This is a genomic window from Olivibacter jilunii, from assembly GCF_900607235.1.
GTDB lineage: Bacteria > Bacteroidota > Bacteroidia > Sphingobacteriales > Sphingobacteriaceae > Olivibacter > Olivibacter oleidegradans.
Genome location: NZ_LR027849.1, coordinates 800,825 through 816,877 on the forward strand (window position 1 = coordinate 800,825; position 16,053 = coordinate 816,877).

14 protein-coding genes are annotated in these 16,053 nt (G+C 39.1%); 5 read left to right on the plus strand and 9 right to left on the minus strand.

The features are described 5' to 3' along the window. Positions 1–200: 200 nt before the first annotated feature. From E0E36_RS09470 to sppA, 7 genes are all read right to left on the minus strand, one after another. Positions 201–1,040, minus strand: coding sequence for a mechanosensitive ion channel family protein (locus E0E36_RS09470; protein WP_013667278.1), 840 nt, complete (start codon positions 1,038–1,040; stop codon positions 201–203). A gap of 140 nt (positions 1,041–1,180) precedes the next feature. Then, positions 1,181–2,050, minus strand: a complete 870-nt coding sequence (locus E0E36_RS09475) for an aldose 1-epimerase family protein (RefSeq protein WP_130855754.1) — start codon at positions 2,048–2,050, stop codon at positions 1,181–1,183. Positions 2,051–2,102: 52 nt separating this feature from the next. Further along, complete coding sequence (locus tag E0E36_RS09480; protein ID WP_130855755.1) at positions 2,103–2,594, minus strand: SixA phosphatase family protein; 492 nt, start codon at positions 2,592–2,594, stop codon at positions 2,103–2,105. Next, the gene (locus E0E36_RS09485) at positions 2,587–3,618 is read right to left on the minus strand and encodes a glycosyltransferase family 9 protein (protein WP_013667275.1); all 1,032 of its coding nucleotides are present in this window, start codon (positions 3,616–3,618) and stop codon (positions 2,587–2,589) included. The genes E0E36_RS09480 and E0E36_RS09485 overlap by 8 nt, the downstream gene beginning before the upstream one ends. A gap of 33 nt (positions 3,619–3,651) precedes the next feature. Then, a complete protein-coding gene (locus E0E36_RS09490; protein ID WP_013667274.1) occupies positions 3,652–4,260 on the minus strand; it encodes a DUF4254 domain-containing protein in 609 nt (202 codons plus the stop codon). Between the two features lie 12 nt (positions 4,261–4,272). Further along, positions 4,273–5,955, minus strand: a complete 1,683-nt coding sequence (locus E0E36_RS09495; protein WP_130855756.1) for a DNA polymerase/3'-5' exonuclease PolX — start codon at positions 5,953–5,955, stop codon at positions 4,273–4,275. Between the two features lie 142 nt (positions 5,956–6,097). Then, positions 6,098–7,864 (minus strand): signal peptide peptidase SppA, encoded by a 1,767-nt coding sequence (gene sppA / locus E0E36_RS09500; RefSeq protein WP_130855757.1) that lies wholly within the window; start codon positions 7,862–7,864, stop codon positions 6,098–6,100. Positions 7,865–8,037: 173 nt separating this feature from the next. On the opposite strand from sppA, the gene folK reads away from it, so the two are divergent. Continuing rightward, entirely contained in the window at positions 8,038–8,523 is a 486-nt protein-coding gene (folK, locus tag E0E36_RS09505) for a 2-amino-4-hydroxy-6-hydroxymethyldihydropteridine diphosphokinase (protein ID WP_130855758.1), read from the plus strand. A 63-nt stretch (positions 8,524–8,586) separates the two neighbouring features. Here folK and E0E36_RS09510 read toward each other — a convergent pair whose 3' ends face one another. Together E0E36_RS09510 and rho are read right to left on the minus strand one after the other, a co-directional pair. Further along, positions 8,587–9,294, minus strand: coding sequence for a CDP-alcohol phosphatidyltransferase family protein (locus E0E36_RS09510; RefSeq protein WP_130855759.1), 708 nt, complete (start codon positions 9,292–9,294; stop codon positions 8,587–8,589). Between the two features lie 142 nt (positions 9,295–9,436). Further along, positions 9,437–10,996, minus strand: a complete 1,560-nt coding sequence (gene rho / locus E0E36_RS09515) for a transcription termination factor Rho (RefSeq protein ID WP_130855760.1) — start codon at positions 10,994–10,996, stop codon at positions 9,437–9,439. A 366-nt stretch (positions 10,997–11,362) separates the two neighbouring features. On the opposite strand from rho, the gene pyrF reads away from it, so the two are divergent. The 4 genes from pyrF (at position 11,363) to sufD (ending at position 16,022) form a co-directional block, all read left to right on the plus strand. Further along, positions 11,363–12,199, plus strand: a complete 837-nt coding sequence (gene pyrF / locus E0E36_RS09520) for an orotidine-5'-phosphate decarboxylase (protein WP_130855761.1) — start codon at positions 11,363–11,365, stop codon at positions 12,197–12,199. Between the two features lie 183 nt (positions 12,200–12,382). Further along, the gene (sufB, locus tag E0E36_RS09525; protein WP_013667267.1) at positions 12,383–13,834 is read left to right on the plus strand and encodes a Fe-S cluster assembly protein SufB; all 1,452 of its coding nucleotides are present in this window, start codon (positions 12,383–12,385) and stop codon (positions 13,832–13,834) included. A gap of 67 nt (positions 13,835–13,901) precedes the next feature. Next, positions 13,902–14,672, plus strand: coding sequence for a Fe-S cluster assembly ATPase SufC (gene sufC, locus E0E36_RS09530; RefSeq protein ID WP_130855762.1), 771 nt, complete (start codon positions 13,902–13,904; stop codon positions 14,670–14,672). A gap of 42 nt (positions 14,673–14,714) precedes the next feature. Continuing rightward, complete coding sequence (gene sufD, locus E0E36_RS09535; RefSeq protein ID WP_013667265.1) at positions 14,715–16,022, plus strand: Fe-S cluster assembly protein SufD; 1,308 nt, start codon at positions 14,715–14,717, stop codon at positions 16,020–16,022. The last annotated feature ends 31 nt before the right edge of the window (positions 16,023–16,053 follow it).

Here is a 16,053-nt window from a genome sequence, read left to right on the forward strand (position 1 = left end):
GAGTGAACGCTTAATTTTAACAAATATGAGAGTCAAACATAATTTCACCTTGTACCATTATTTTTTGTGGACACTTATTTTTGTCTTTAAAAAGATATGGCATATCTTAACCTATTGGTTAAAATAAAGATAGGCATTGTTAAAAGTACTGTTTCATCCCTTTCATTATGCAGATGAAAAGGGATTCCTTTCCCTGTTTTTTAAGAATTGCTATCCGTGTTGTTAGTTATGATATGTATGTCTCGCTGAGGGTAAGGCATACTTATGTTATGTTGATCTAGAGCTTCTTTAATTTTCTGATAATTGGCATGATAAACCGGCCAAAACTCTTTGTTATTAACCCATCCTCTTATAACTAGCACAACGGCGTTGTCACCTAAAGAATCTACCAATACAGCTGGCTTCGGATCTTTTAGAATTTGTTCATCGTTCTCCAATACATTAAGAATTATTTTTCGTGCCGTATCAATATTATTATTATAGGAGATGCCTATTTTGTATTCCGCCATCCGAGTAGGATTGTCGGACACATTATTAATAACAGCGTTAGCCAAGGGCCCATTTGGCGCATATATAGTCGTGCCGTTTCCTGCTTTTAGCGTAGTATATAAAATATCTATTTTTAATACCGTTCCTGAGACATTGTTATTGGTCGTTATAAAATGGCCGACACGAAAAGGTTTAAAGAGCAGGATTAAAACACCTCCTGCAAAATTAGATAAGCTGCCTTGCAGCGCAAGACCAACGGCCAATCCCGCAGCACCTAGCATGGTAACAAAAGACGTCGTTTGGATACCTAAAGTGGAAGCAACACTCAAGAACAATAGAACGTAGAGCAAAACACGTATAATGCTGGTCAAGAATTCAGCAAGTGAAATATCGATTTTTCCACTCGTAAACCGTTTATGTAAAAAACGAACTAATACCTTAATTAGCCAAATACCTAAAACTAATGTGATTATAGCCAGTAAAAGCGAAGGAAGTTTGTCAATAAAAGAATCGATCAAATTTTCAATGGTTCTTTCTACTCTGTTATTCATTGTTATTTGTTTTTTTGCACTTTGTCGGAATACTAATGATATAACCCGCAAAAGCAATTACAGTTTCGAAAATTATTTTTTCAATTTAAAAGCCTACTTTAGGCTTTTTTCTTATGTTAGATCTGTTTAAAATGATCAAATTATTGAATTGTGATAGAATAGCCGGCTTCAAATACGTGACCTGGGGCTAAGGATACGATGCCTTCTTTCTTTTCTATAGTGGAAGTGCCGGCCTCACTATCTGCGTATCCCAGCCAAGGCTCAATACAAACGAAAGGTGCACCCGGTTTCGCCCAAATACCTAAAGATTTAAAATCAGAATAACTGATGAGCAGCGCGTGAGGATGATTTTTACTTCGAATAGCTACACGTTTACTTAGCAATGTTTTAAAAACAAGAGCATCGGTATCAAAAAGGTTTTCATTTAGTTGCAGCTTTCTATTGTCAAGTAAAATCGTTGATTCCTCGCCGTTAAAATAACCGGCGTCAGAAAGGTGATGGCGTATCAAGGGCTCATCTTTTTCAAACTCCAGGTAATAATCATTATAATGTTCATAGGAAAAAAAAGGCACATTGAAGGCGGGATGGGCTCCTACTGAAAAATAAATCGGCTTCGTCTCTAGATTGATGACTTTGTAAATGCACTTAAGGGATTCGTTTTCCAGATGGTAAATAACCTGAAACTCAAAATGGTATGGAAAAACACGTAATGTTTCCTGATTATAACGTAATGAAAAGATTGCATGGGTGCCCGATGACTCAATAACTTGAAAGTTGGTATGTCTTGCAAAACCGTGTCTGGCTAATTCATAGATTTGGCCATCAACAGCTAGGTGGTTATCTTTTAAGCCGCCAACAATGGGGAAAAGATTAGGGGCATGCCATGGCCAAAAGCTTGGATCTCCTTGCCAAATATATTCATGAGCCATGTTCTTGTTATAAATTGAAGAAAGCTCTGCGCCCTTTTTTTTAATATTTACGCGGATATATTCGTTGCTTAATTGAATCATGTGAACAGGAAAGAATAATTGTTATCTGGTAAAGTTAATAAAGCTTCTGTTGCTAAACAAGTTTGGGATAATTGAACCAAACTAAATTGCCTGTTCCTATACTTACCTCACTCCATTGTTCTATGTTAAAAGACAGAAAGCCTATTGCACAAGTGGGGAAATCGATGGCTGCATCATCGCAAAGATACTCCGCCAACAAACTAATGCCCGGATTGTGTCCAAAGATTGCTACGCAATCCGCTTCAGCTTGGAATGAATTGATAACCTTCAGTAAGGTAGGAACATCGGCTTCATATATGGCTGCTTCTTCCTGTATATCGGCCTCAGAAAATTTTAACTCTTTAGCAAAAATTTTAGCGGTAGAAATGGCACGATTGGCAGGGCTGCTCACCAACCGATCTGGGCGTAGATTTTGCAAATTTAACCGTTTAGCCATTATAGGGGCGTCTCTCAATCCGCGCTTATTTAACGGTCTATCAAAGTCCGGGAGATCAAAGTTCCAGTCCGACTTGGCATGACGAATCAGGTATAAATATTTAGCCATAGCTTAATGTTTTTTCAATTTTTGTGACGATTTGTTCAGGACTAATGCGTTCAATACACGGAATCCCGTCACATAAACAGGGTTTATTGCCGTATATGGAGCTAGGTCTTGCGGGGTGGTGGAACTGTAGGCAGTCATCTTCTTTTTGGCCAAAGCCCAAAAAACCAGCATAGGGATGCGTTGGCCCCCAAACGGATATTACTCGAGTGCCTACCAAAGAAGCCATGTGCATGCCGGAGGAGTCCATACTGAGCATAAGATCTAAGTTAGCTATTAAATCAAGCTCGTGGGTTAAGTCTACCACACCTATTACATTGGTAACATGCGCGTATTTTTTCTCCCATTTTGTCGCCATTTCTTGTTCCGTTTCGCCTCCACCGAATATAAACAGTTCGTGATTACGACTTAAAACAGCGATTACTTCCTCCATTTTATCAAGCGGATATACTTTATACCGATGTTGCGCGAAGGGAGCGATACCTATTCTCCTCAGCGCAGAAGAACTATTAAATTGACGCAAGAATGCAGCAGGAAGCGGCCTGGTCTTTTTTACTAATTTATTTGTTAGCCGAATAGAGAATCCAAGCGACTGAAACACTTCTGCATAACGCTCAAAAGTCGATTTAAGAGGGATTAAATGCTTGTTCTGAATGCGCGTTAGAGCTCTTTTTTCAGCTCTTCCTTTGTCTATTCTTTTTATTGGAATAGTAGTTAGTCTAAAGAATGTAGAAAGAATACGACTTCTGAGGCTGTCATGAAGATCTGCTATTGCATCTATCTTATAATTTCGCAGCTCTTTGAACAATCTATACAAGCCTCTTAGGCCCCGGTGCTGTTCTTTTGGATAAATAGGATGAAAGCGTATCTGGGGATTTGTATCAAAAAAAGGTTTGAAGAAAGGCCTACTTACCAGAATTATGCTGACTTGGGGATGTTGTTCACATAGCTGTTCTATAACGGGTGAAATCATAGCGACATCGCCCATTGCTGAAAAACGAAAAACCAAAATGCTCCTTTTATTCATGTGTTATTCACCCCTAACGTATTCAGAGGTTTCTTATTTCTTTTCGCCTGTATATAAAACCGGATTCAGCGAGGGATCATTATACATCTTCATCTGTTTGTATACTTTCATATATTTTTTTCCCATTTTAATATCTTCGAGTAACTCATCGATGCTATTGGAAAGATCTTCCCGCTGCTCTAATAATATACGAAGCTTTTGACCACACTGATCGCGATGTTCAGGCGTGGCATCACGACGTTCAGCCTCAATTTGCATGTGATAAATTTTCAATGCCAGGATAGAAAGCCTATCAATAGCCCAGGCAGGACTCTCCGTATTTATCCTAGCATCCGGTAGAGGCTTTACATCTTTGAATGCATTTAGATAGTAACTATCTATGTATTCAACCGTATCTGTGCGGTCTTGATTGGACTGATCGATCCTCCTTTTCCATTTTAGCCCTTCCACCGGAGCGATATTGGGATCACGTACTTCGTCTTCCATATGCCACTGTACCGTGTCTATCCAACATTTAAGATATAGTAAATGTTCCAGCGTATGAGCTTCATAAGGATTCTTTATAGGATGGTCTATATTATTAAGAACATGGTAATCGTGAATAGCTTGACTGAATATTTTATTAGCGTGTTGTGCGATCATTCTCAAAGGTAATTATTTTATACTTGTTTTACGAGAGCTAAAGTAGCTGTCCAATTTTTCCAGATCAAAACAATTGAGGCATTGCGAGGCTGTAAGTCCTCCTTTTCTTGCCACTAAAGTTCCATAACGCATATCGTGAAATCCTTCTACGCGATGGGCGTCGGGATTGATGGAAAGATAGACACCCTTCTCAATCGCATAACGGTGCCAGCGCCAATCTAAATCTAATCTTAACGGGTTTGCATTGACTTCGATGGCTACCCCATTGGCAGCACAGGCATCGATTACCTTTTTATAATCAATGGGATATCCCTTTCTGCTTAACAGAAGGCGCCCGGTTGGATGCCCTAAAATGGTCGTATAAGGATTTTCAATAGCTTTGATTAAACGTAGGGTAGCTTTTTCCTCGTCCATTTTCAGGTTGGCATGCACAGAAGCAACTACAAAATCAAATTCTCTTAATAACTCATCCGGGTAGTCCAAAGAGCCGTCTCCCAAAATATCCGACTCAATACCTTTAAAAATCTTAAAAGGATATAATGTTTGATTTAACGAATCTATTTCTTCCCATTGCAATCTTACCCGGTCCTCTTTTAAGCCATTTGCATAAACTGCTGTCCGAGAGTGATCACATATCCCTAAATATTGTAACTGAAGAACGTCTTTGCAATATAGAGCCATCTCTTTCAGTGAATGAACGCCGTCGCTATAGGTGCTATGATTATGCAAAGTGCCTTTTATATCGTCATAAGTTATAAGGTTAGGAAGTGTATGGTCGTGGGCTTTTTGGACTTCATCCAAGCCTTCACGCAATTCAGGTTCAATAAAGTCTAAGTTTAATTGACGGTAAATTTCCTCTTCACTTTCCGCATTAGGAACTCCTTTTTCATAAAGTTGTTCGAGTAACGCGATGTGCTGTTGATTACCTGTGGTGATTAATAGGTGCTTAGAGAACTCATTTACGTTGCTTAAAATAAAATGTATAGGAAGACCGCTTTCGTGAACTGTCCGAATTTTATTTTCCTGATAATCAAATTGGATAAGTCGCTTATCTTTTTCAATATATATCAATATTTCCTCGGCACTGGCAGTTGTAATCAATTCGACCGATGATAGTAATTCCAATTTGCGCCTGAAATCACCTGTATAACTCAAGAGATGTTGGTCGGAAAGCATCTCTTTGAGTGTATCAAAAATTGAACTGGCTAACTTCTCTGCCTGGGAATACAAAAATAAACCTTGACTGGCCATATTAAACTCAATGGCCATCTTGATTTCTTCTTGTGTTTTTAGCCCGAACCCCTTTGCTTCGATCAGTCGATTTTCGTTACACGCATAGTAAAGCTCTCCTAACGTTTCGATTGCAAGCGTATTCCATATGATCAAGATTTTTTTTGGCCCCAAACCTTTTATTGTTAGCATCTCTAAAATGCCTTCAGGTGTTTTAGCGAGTAATGCCTCTAGATCCTCTATACAGCCCGTATGGATAAGCTCCCAAACTTTTGACGCTATGCTTTTGCCGATACCTTGCTCTGTACTTAATTCTTGTTCCGTTTTATCAATAATTTTAAAAGGTAGCTTATCTAGCTTAAAAGCTGCATTAGCTATCGCTTTAGTTTTGAAGGAATTCTCGCCATGTAATTCCATCAATTGCGAAAGCAATCTAAATTTGCGGGATATAATTTTATTTTCCATTTCGATGTATTGTTAAGGGGCTTCGAAGCTTTGCCAATATAACGGGCAAACTTACGTATATAGACGATATATAACAAAATGTGCGCAACCAAAAAAGGGCACTCCGAAAGGAGTGCCCTTTTTTGGTTGCGCACGGTAAGATTTAATGAATATTAATCATATACGGTAATCTTGCCTGTATACCGCTTTGTTGCATAACCTGCTTTGCTTGTTCGTAAAGAAGGTAGCCTTCATTCATTTCTTTCTTCATTATCCAAGTCTTCAGCTTATCGCTGGAAGAACCGAGAAAAGCTTCTAAAGGATCTTTCATGGCAGGGTAGCTCACCAGTTTATAGTCTTTCAATTTGGCTTTACGAGCTGCAGCTGTAATAGCTTCATTGAAACTGGCTAAACGATCAACTAAACCAATTTTTGCCGCTTGTGCACCCGTCCATACCCGTCCTTGACCGATACTATCTACTTGGCTTTGACTTATTTTTCTACCGTTAGCTACTTTTTTTGTAAAGGTATCGTACGTCTTGTTTACTTCTTGTTGAATAAGGTCGCGCTCGTCCGCTGTAAGTGGTCTATTAACACTCATTAGGTCAGCATATTTTCCTGTTTTTACTTCATCAAACGTAATTCCCAATTTGTTGTTGAAAAAGTTCTGTAAATTTGGAATAATACCAAACACACCGATTGAACCTGTAATGGTATTCGGTTGAGCAAAAATGGAATCGGCGGCGCAGGCAATATAGTAACCACCCGAAGCTGCAACGTCGCCCATTGATACGATAATAGGTTTTACCTTTTTTGTCAGTTCAACTTCTTTCCAAATAACATCAGAAGCCAACGAGCTTCCACCCGGAGAGTTGATACGAAGCACAACTGCTTTAACTTTATCATCTTCACGTACTGTTCTAATCGCTCTCGAAATTCTTTCCGAACCAATTTGCTCATCAGAACCCTCACCGGAAACGATATCACCTACTGCGTAGACTACAGCTAGCCGATTTTGCGAACCGTTTTCTTCTGTTTTTGGAGAAGTATAATCTTCAATATTTATTGACTTGATCTTCTTCTTTTTATCAATGCACAACTTAACTTTTAGTTCATCTATTATTTCATTTTTATATTTCAACCCGTCAACTAATTTTGCGTTCAGCGCCTTCTCGGCATCTCTTCCACTGTAGTTGTCGGCAATGTTCCGCAAGGAATCCATAGGTATATTCCGTGATTTGGACACATTGCCAAGGTAATAGTCGTATAAAGAATTAAGATAGGAGTTGACCTGTTCTTTGTTTGCCGGGCTCATTTTATCTAATATAAAAGGCTCTACCGCACTCTTGTAAGTACCTACTTTCACTACCTGTGCTTCAATGCCCAGTTTTTCAAGTGTGCCTTTAAAGAATGGAAGCTGCGCTGCCATTCCGCGGAAGTCGACCGACCCTTCCGGGTTCAAATAAACCTTATCAGCTGTTGAAGCAAGGTAGTATCCCTTCATTGAATACCCCTCACTGTAAGCTAATATGAATTTTTTTGATTCTTTAAATTTGAGCAATGCATCTCTAATCTCTTGAAGTGTGGCAAAACTTGCACCGATACCGTCCATATCGAGTACAATACCTTTTATTCGATTGTCATTTTTTGCTGCATCAATTCGAAGCAATATCTCATCTAAACCAATATATTTTTCCGAATTCATAGACGGAAGGCTAACATTGTTAAAGGGACTTCTGTCTGTACGTTCTTTAATGGCGTAATTTAAAGACACGCGTAGAATGGAGTTTTCACTTATTTCTACTGCCTTGTCTGAACTGGCAGCACTTATTATCGCGGCCATAATGGCAATAGCAACGAAGAAAAAGATGATCGTTGATAAAAATACTCCAAGCATGGAGGCAAATACAAATTTGAAAAATTGCTTCATGTATGTTTTCTATGTCTGAAATTTAAATGTTTACACTGCTATAAGACAAATAAGGTGCTGTATTGTTACATGAAATGCAAAATAAGTAATCATTGGTATAGAAGCTCAATCGATCATCGGAGTACCGTCAAAACCATAATTGGATATCAATGTCATTTTGATTAAGTTTGTTTATGCACACAGTTTATCTGATATTGGGTTCAAATTTAGGAGACAGCAGACAGCAATTAACTAAAGCCATTCAATTAATTGAAAGTAGAGTAGGAAACGTTATTGATCAATCCGCAATTTATGAGACAGTTGCTTGGGGGGTAAACAACCAACCGAATTACCTAAATCAGGCGCTCAAAGTCAATACGATTTTAACCCCTGAACAAACGCTAAAAGAAATCCTCGCGATTGAGGAGACGCTTGGAAGGAAAAGAAATACAAAGTGGGAGGCTCGACTAATCGATATTGACATTTTATTTTATGATGCAATCATCTTAGATACCCTTAATTTGAAAATCCCTCATCCGTTGCTTCATTTACGGAGGTTTGTACTAACTCCCCTTGTTGAAATAGCGCCTGGGCTAATGCACCCTTCCTACAGAATGGGGATAGCTGATTTATATGAAAAATTAGATGATAACCTGTCGGTAAGGCGGCTTGAAAAATGACTTTACGATTAAACTTCATCAAATCTGAGCAAAGATAAATTGAAAATCGAGTCGTTTTTCAATTTATAACTCTTGAGTAAGCTTATTATATTGCATAAGTGACAATACCAAGTAGAAAATAATGATGAACGGAATGGCCGTTAGTTGAAATAAAAAAAGCAATATTACACTGACCAAAAGAAGGATATAGCGATGAAGGTTGGTGCGCAATTGTAAATCTTTAAATTTTAGCGACATGAGCGGGATTTCCGCCACCAATAAAAAACTTAAAGCAAGTATTAAAGCAAGCAAAATAACCGGATGCTGCACATAGGCACTGATTATCGGATCTTTGCTTAAGGCGATATGTGGAAGCGATAGGATGAACAATGCACAGGCAGGAGTAGGAAGACCTATGAAAATAGAAGTTTGCCTGCTATCTAAATTGAATTTCGCTAAACGTAGCGCAGAAAAAACGGCTAACAAAAAAGCCGAATATTTGATCCACGAACCGCCGTATTCTATCGCCGGGTTTGTCTCCAGCATCATAAAGACAATAACAGACGGTAAAAAACCGAAGCTAATCATATCAGCAAGTGAATCCAACTCTTTACCTACCGGAGAGTTTACTTTCAATAGACGAGCCGCCATGCCATCGAGGAAATCAAAAATTGCGGCTATGATAATAGCGTACCCCGCATTTATCAACTGTCCTTCAAAAGCTAGTACGACACCTATGCACCCACTGAACAGATTAAAACTTGTAATCGTATTAGGTATATGTTGTTTCATGCGTCATTTCTTTCACTCCCGTCAAATGCTTAGAAAAAATATGATTTTGGCAGTGTCTTCATAAAGTGTTACAAAAAAGCTTTCCTACCTATTATAAAGTAAGAAAGCTTTGTTTATCAATTAATTGTACGATTATCCGTTTCTAGCCGTTCATGCTGATAAGAAACTCTTCATTTGATCTTGTTCCACGCATTTGAGCTAGCAAGAATTCCATAGCTTCTGTGGAGTTCATATCCGCTAAGTGATTTCTAAGCACCCATATACGTTGAAGTGTTTCCTTGTCGTTTAACAAATCGTCTCTACGTGTACTCGATGCAGTAATATCAATAGCCGGGAATATACGCTTATTAGCCAACTTCCGATCGAGTTGTAATTCCATGTTACCTGTACCCTTGAACTCTTCAAAAATCACTTCGTCCATTTTGGAGCCGGTATCGGTCAAGGCAGTAGCTAAGATAGTAAGCGAGCCGCCATGCTCAATATTACGAGCTGCTCCAAAGAACCTTTTCGGTTTATGCAAGGCATTAGCGTCCACACCTCCCGATAAAATTTTTCCGGAAGCAGGAGCAACTGTGTTATAAGCGCGAGCCAGCCTGGTAATCGAATCTAACAGAATGACAACATCATGACCGCATTCGACCATACGCTTTGCTTTTTCGAGCACGATATTGGCGATTTTAACATGTCGTTCAGCCGGTTCGTCAAAAGTAGAAGACACCACCTCTGCCCGAACACTTCTAGCCATGTCAGTCACCTCTTCCGGACGTTCGTCGATTAATAAAATGATCAAATAAACCTCTGGGTGATTTTTTGCTATGGCATTTGCCACCTCTTTCAATAAAACTGTCTTACCGGTTTTTGGTTGCGCTACAATTAAGCCGCGTTGCCCTTTTCCAATAGGCGTAAACAAATCCATGATGCGGGTCGAATTGTTTCCTGCATCGGTATAGAGCTTCAAACGCTCAGTAGGGAATAGCGGTGTCAAATAATCAAACGGAACCCGATCCCTTACCTCTGCGGGAATTTGGCCATTAATGGCTTCTACACGCACCAAAGGAAAATATTTTTCGCCTTCCTTCGGAGGGCGAATACTTCCTCTGACAGTATCGCCTGTTTTAAGCCCGAAAAGCTTTATCTGTGATTGTGAGACATAAATGTCGTCGGGTGATGTCAGGTAGTTATAGTCAGACGAGCGTAAAAAGCCATAGCCATCAGGCATGATTTCTAATACGCCTTCGTTGACGATCACATTGTCAAAATCAAGATTAGAAGCGGGTGTCGATGCCGGAGCAGTTTCCGTTTTTGTTTGAGGTGGGGTTGTAGAGGAGGGAGTTGAGCTGCTCGCTCTGCGATCAGTGCGCTGTGGACGGTTTTCAGATGAAGCAAGTTTTTCTTTGCTAGGTTCATCTTTTATAGCCGTAGCCAAGACAGGCTCTTTCTCTACTTTTTTTCTTATCTCTATAGGCTCGGCCTGTTTTACAGAGGTCCTGACCCGTTTACGATGTTTCGTTTCACCGGATTCTTCCTCTTTTTCAAGAATGTCCGCCATCGCTTCTTCTTCTGCAGGCTTTTCATTGTCTGTAGCAATAATTTTGTTGATCAACTCTTGTTTTCTCAACTTTTCAGCATCTGCAATACCGATTAATTTTGCAATTTCACGTAGCTCAGACACGAGCTTAGCGTTCAATTCATTAATATTCATCAAATGTCGTTATGTGTAATAAGGATTTTTATGCTTGTGTTTAACAGAAATTTACCCATATAAAAACTCGATTGATAAGTTTAAATTTTTCGCTGAAGGACTAATGATTCTCCTTTAACGGATAGGTAAATTTTGAGATTCCGCTGCAATTGTATGCATAAGAATTGAAAATTCAAAAAAAAAACGAAAAAAAATAAAAATAGAGATCAATATGTCTTGTTAAAATTGTTCAATTTAGTGCCCTTTTATATTGAACACCATTAAAAAAGTGATAAGGTCTCAATTGCAAAGTCTTTTGTATATGCCGACAAATATAGCTAAATTTGTCGTGTTTTTTTACATGTTCCTAATAATTTTTCCCCTTATATGACTCGTAAGCAATTAATAGAGCAGATTAAACTGAAACGCTCTTTTTTGTGTGTTGGCTTAGATACGGATATCGAGAAAATACCAAGTTGCCTATTGGACTTGGAAGATCCCATTTTTGAATTTAATAAGCGTATTATTGAGGCAACTGCTGATCTATGTGTCGCTTATAAACCCAATATTGCTTTTTATGAGAGCAGGGGCGCTCAGGGTTGGCGGAGCCTACAGCGTACGTGTGAGATCATTCCGAAAAGTTGCTTAAATATTGCAGATGCCAAACGTGGCGATATAGGAAACACAGCAGATATGTATGCTAAGACGTTCTTTTCAAAGGAGGTGTCCGGTCTGGAATTCGATGCGGTAACTGTTGCACCTTATATGGGAGAAGATTCGATTAGCCCTTTTTTGGAGTATCCGGGTAAATGGTCGGTCGTGCTGGCCTTAACATCAAATAAAGGAAGCTTGGACTTCCAGTTTTTGGCTGATTTAAGTGGTAAAAGGTTGTTTGAACATGTTATTGAAAAGGTTAATGCTCTGGGAAGCAGTGAACAGGTAATGTATGTCGTAGGAGCCACCAGAGGGGAATATTTTAAGGATATACGACGGATAGCACCCGATCATTTTCTGCTAGTGCCGGGGATCGGTGCTCAAGGTGGCAGTTTGCAAGAAGTGTGTGCGTTTGGAATGAATAAGGAATGTGGTTTGTTGGTAAATGCTACCAGATCAATTATTTACGCGAGCAATGGTAGTGATTTCGCTGAAAGGGCAAGAGAGGAGGCCCAAAAATTGCAAATTGAAATGGAACAGGAATTACAAAAAATCGGTATACTAATTTAAAGAAAGTAAAAAGCTGCGAAGGGAAAATGACGACCGTCATTAATTTACATTGAGATTATTTATTTGCCGTAAAAGAGCCGGTAAATGCTCGAATAATTGCTCTTCAAATTGTAACTTTGCAAATTAATTAATGGCAATCGCTTCTAAAGGAGAAGAGAAGTACGAAGCGAAATCGATAATGAAATGAGTACGAAAGACGATAATATATTGCAAGAACTCGCGGTAGAGGAGTACAAATATGGTTTTACTACCAATATCGAGATGGATATCGCTAAAAAGGGTCTATCCGAAGAAACAGTACGCTTCATTTCTGCAAAAAAAGGTGAGCCTGCTTGGCTTCTTGACTGGAGGTTAAAGGCCTTAAGGCATTTTGAAAAAATGACAATGCCTAAGTGGCAAAACTTTGAGCATCCCAAAGTTGATTTTCAGGATATATCTTACTATGCTGCGCCAAAGGAAAAACCGAAGGTAAACAGCATGGATGAGGTTGACCCCGAATTGTTGGATACTTTCGCAAAATTGGGAATTCCCCTAGATGAACAGAAGGTGTTGGCAGGTGTCGTTGCTGTAGATGCTGTTTTTGATAGTGTATCAGTAAAGACAACCTTTAGGGAAAAATTGAAAGAATATGGCGTCATATTCTGTTCTTTTGGAGAGGCGGTAAAAGAACATCCCGATTTGGTAAAGCAGTACCTGGGAACAGTAGTGCCACAAACCGATAATATTTATGCGGCTTTAAACGCCGCTGTATTTTCCGACGGATCTTTTGTCTATATACCAAAGGGCGTAAATTGTCCAATGGAGCTTTCCACCTACTTTAGGATTAATGCGCAGAACACAGGGCAATTTGAACGTACGCTAATAATTGCCGATGAAGGAAGTTATGTGAGTTACCTGGAAGGATGTACCGCCCCAATGCGGGATGAAAACCAGTTGCACGCTGCCGTTGTAGAATTAATTGCACTTGAAAACGCAGAGATAAAATATAGCACTGTACAAAACTGGTATCCCGGAGATAAAGAAGGCCGGGGAGGTATCTACAACTTTGTAACCAAGAGAGGAATTTGTAAAGGTGATAATAGCAAGATCTCTTGGACACAGGTTGAGACTGGTTCATCGATTACATGGAAATATCCAAGTGTAATTTTGAAGGGCGATAATTCTGTAGGAGAATTTTATTCCGTTGCTTTGACAAGAAACCATCAGATAGCAGATACCGGAAGTAAAATGTATCATATCGGTAAAAACACACGCAGTAAAATTGTTTCTAAAGGCATTTCCGCCGGTGTTAGTCAAAATAGTTACCGAGGCCTGGTTCAAATAGGTAAAGGTGCCGAAAAAGCTCGAAACTTTACGCAGTGTGATTCTTTATTAATTGGCGATAAATGTGGAGCTCATACGTTTCCTTACATTGAAGCAAAGAATAAAACAGCGAAATTGGAACACGAGGCTACTACCTCAAAAATTGGGGAAGATCAGATATTCTATCTTACACAACGAGGTATTGATCCGGAAAAAGCCGTTGGACTGATTGTTAATGGTTATGCTAAGGAGGTTCTTAACCAATTACCAATGGAATTTGCCGTGGAGGCGCAAAAGCTGCTGGCAATTTCACTGGAGGGTAGTGTTGGATAAAGAGTATTGTAAATATTGTTAATATAAAAAACAAATAGCAAATCGCGAGATTTGAATTGATGAAGATATGTTAAGTATAAAGAACCTACAGGCATCTGTAGATGATAAAGAGATTTTAAAAGGATTAAATTTAGAAGTTAAAGCGGGTGAAGTGCATGCTATTATGGGGCCGAATGGCTCGGGTAAAAGCACGTTGGCTTCGGTTTTAGCCGGTAAGGAAGCTTATGAGGTAACCGGCGGGGAAGTTAGGTTAGATAACAAGGATTTACTGGAGCTATCTCCCGAGGATCGAGCACGGGAAGGGCTTTTTCTGGCTTTTCAGTATCCGGTTGAGATTCCAGGTGTCTCTAATATCAACTTTTTAAAAACGGCCGTTAACGAAATCAGGGCCTATAAGGGACTAGCCCCAATGGAAGCGAAAGAATTTTTAAAGTTGGTTAAAGAAAAGCAAAAGCTTGTTGAATTTGATGCTAAATTGGCTAACCGGTCGTTAAATGAAGGATTTTCAGGTGGAGAGAAAAAGCGTAACGAAATTTTTCAACTTGCCATGCTGGAACCAAAGCTGGCTATTTTGGACGAAACAGATTCAGGCTTAGACATCGACGCGCTTCGCATTGTGGCGAACGGTGTTAATCATTTGCGTTCAGAGAATAATGCTTTTATTGTTATTACGCACTATCAACGCCTTTTGGACTATATAGTGCCTGATTTTGTACATGTACTATATAAAGGAAAAATCGTAAAATCCGGAACGAAAGAACTAGCACTCGAGCTGGAGGAGAAGGGTTACGACTGGTTAAAAGAAAGTGTGGATGCAGAAGAGAATGCTGCCATTTAGGTTATAGCGATTATTTTCTCATCCTTTTATGATAATTAACAAATGATTACACAAGTTTCAAGTTCATTATATCATCAATTAGTTACTTTTTTTGAAGAGAGGCTAACCTTAAAGGGATACCAGGAGCCGCAAGTCTCTCTACGTAAGGAGGCTTTTGCCCGTTTTAAGGATTGGGGCTTTCCTACGCTGAAGGCGGAAGATTGGAAGTACACGAATCTGCAACCTTTAATCAATCAGCATTATCTATTAAATGACGCCATTCCGGGAAAAAATGTAGATACGAGTCAAGCGATTATAAAAGGTTTGGACGCTTATCGACTCATATTAGTGAATGGGCGCTATCGCAAAGACCTTTCTGATGTTATTACAGAACCAGGCATATTTGTGAGTGCTATTGAAGATGTAGCGAATAATGAATTATTCGCTGCGCATTTTGCAAAATACGCAGATAAAACAGATAATCCACTAGTTGCGCTCAATACAGCTCTTCATGAGGGGGGACTCTATATCCACATAGGTCAAAATATTGCTTTAAAAAAGAGCATTCAAATTATTCATGTTGCATCTTCAAGTGAAGCTATTTTTAACCAAACAAGGAATTTATTTGTTTTAGACCCAAACGCTGAAGCAGAGATTATCGAATCCTTTATTGCAAATGGTAGCACGATAAGTCTGAACAATACAGTATCCGAACTTGTTTTGAACGAGAATGCTCATCTCCAACATTATTATTTACAGACTTCCGGCGAAAAGTCTCGATACCTTAACCATACAGAGGTTAAACAAGCTAAGCATAGCTTGTACAACAACTATAATTGTTCATTTCCTGGATCTTCATTCGTTCGAAACAATATTAATGTCCGTTTAGACGATACATCGGTAGAAAGTCATTTATACGGGGTAACGCTTACCGCTAAAGATCAACTGGTGGATAATCATACTATTGTTGACCATCGAATGCCTCATTGTGAAAGCTATGAATGGTACAAGAATATTGCACAAGATACCTCAACGGCAGTATTCAATGGCAAGATTTTTGTACAACCCGACGCTCAGAAAACCAATGCTTTTCAACAGAATAACAACATGTTAATTGGTGATAAAGCAAGTATTCTGACCAAACCGCAATTAGAAATATTTGCAGATGATGTAAAATGTAGTCACGGTTGTACCATGGGACAATTCGATGATGAAGCTTTATTTTACCTTAAAGCAAGAGGTATTGGCGAAGCGAGTGCAAGAGTGCTCTTGGTTCATGCTTTTGCCTTTGATGTAACGGAAAAGTTCAGCAATGATAATGTAAGAGCTTACGTTGATCATCTAATCGAACAGGGCCTAATTATTGAGTAATAAGTTTTCGGTCTTACTTTAAATTTCTGAT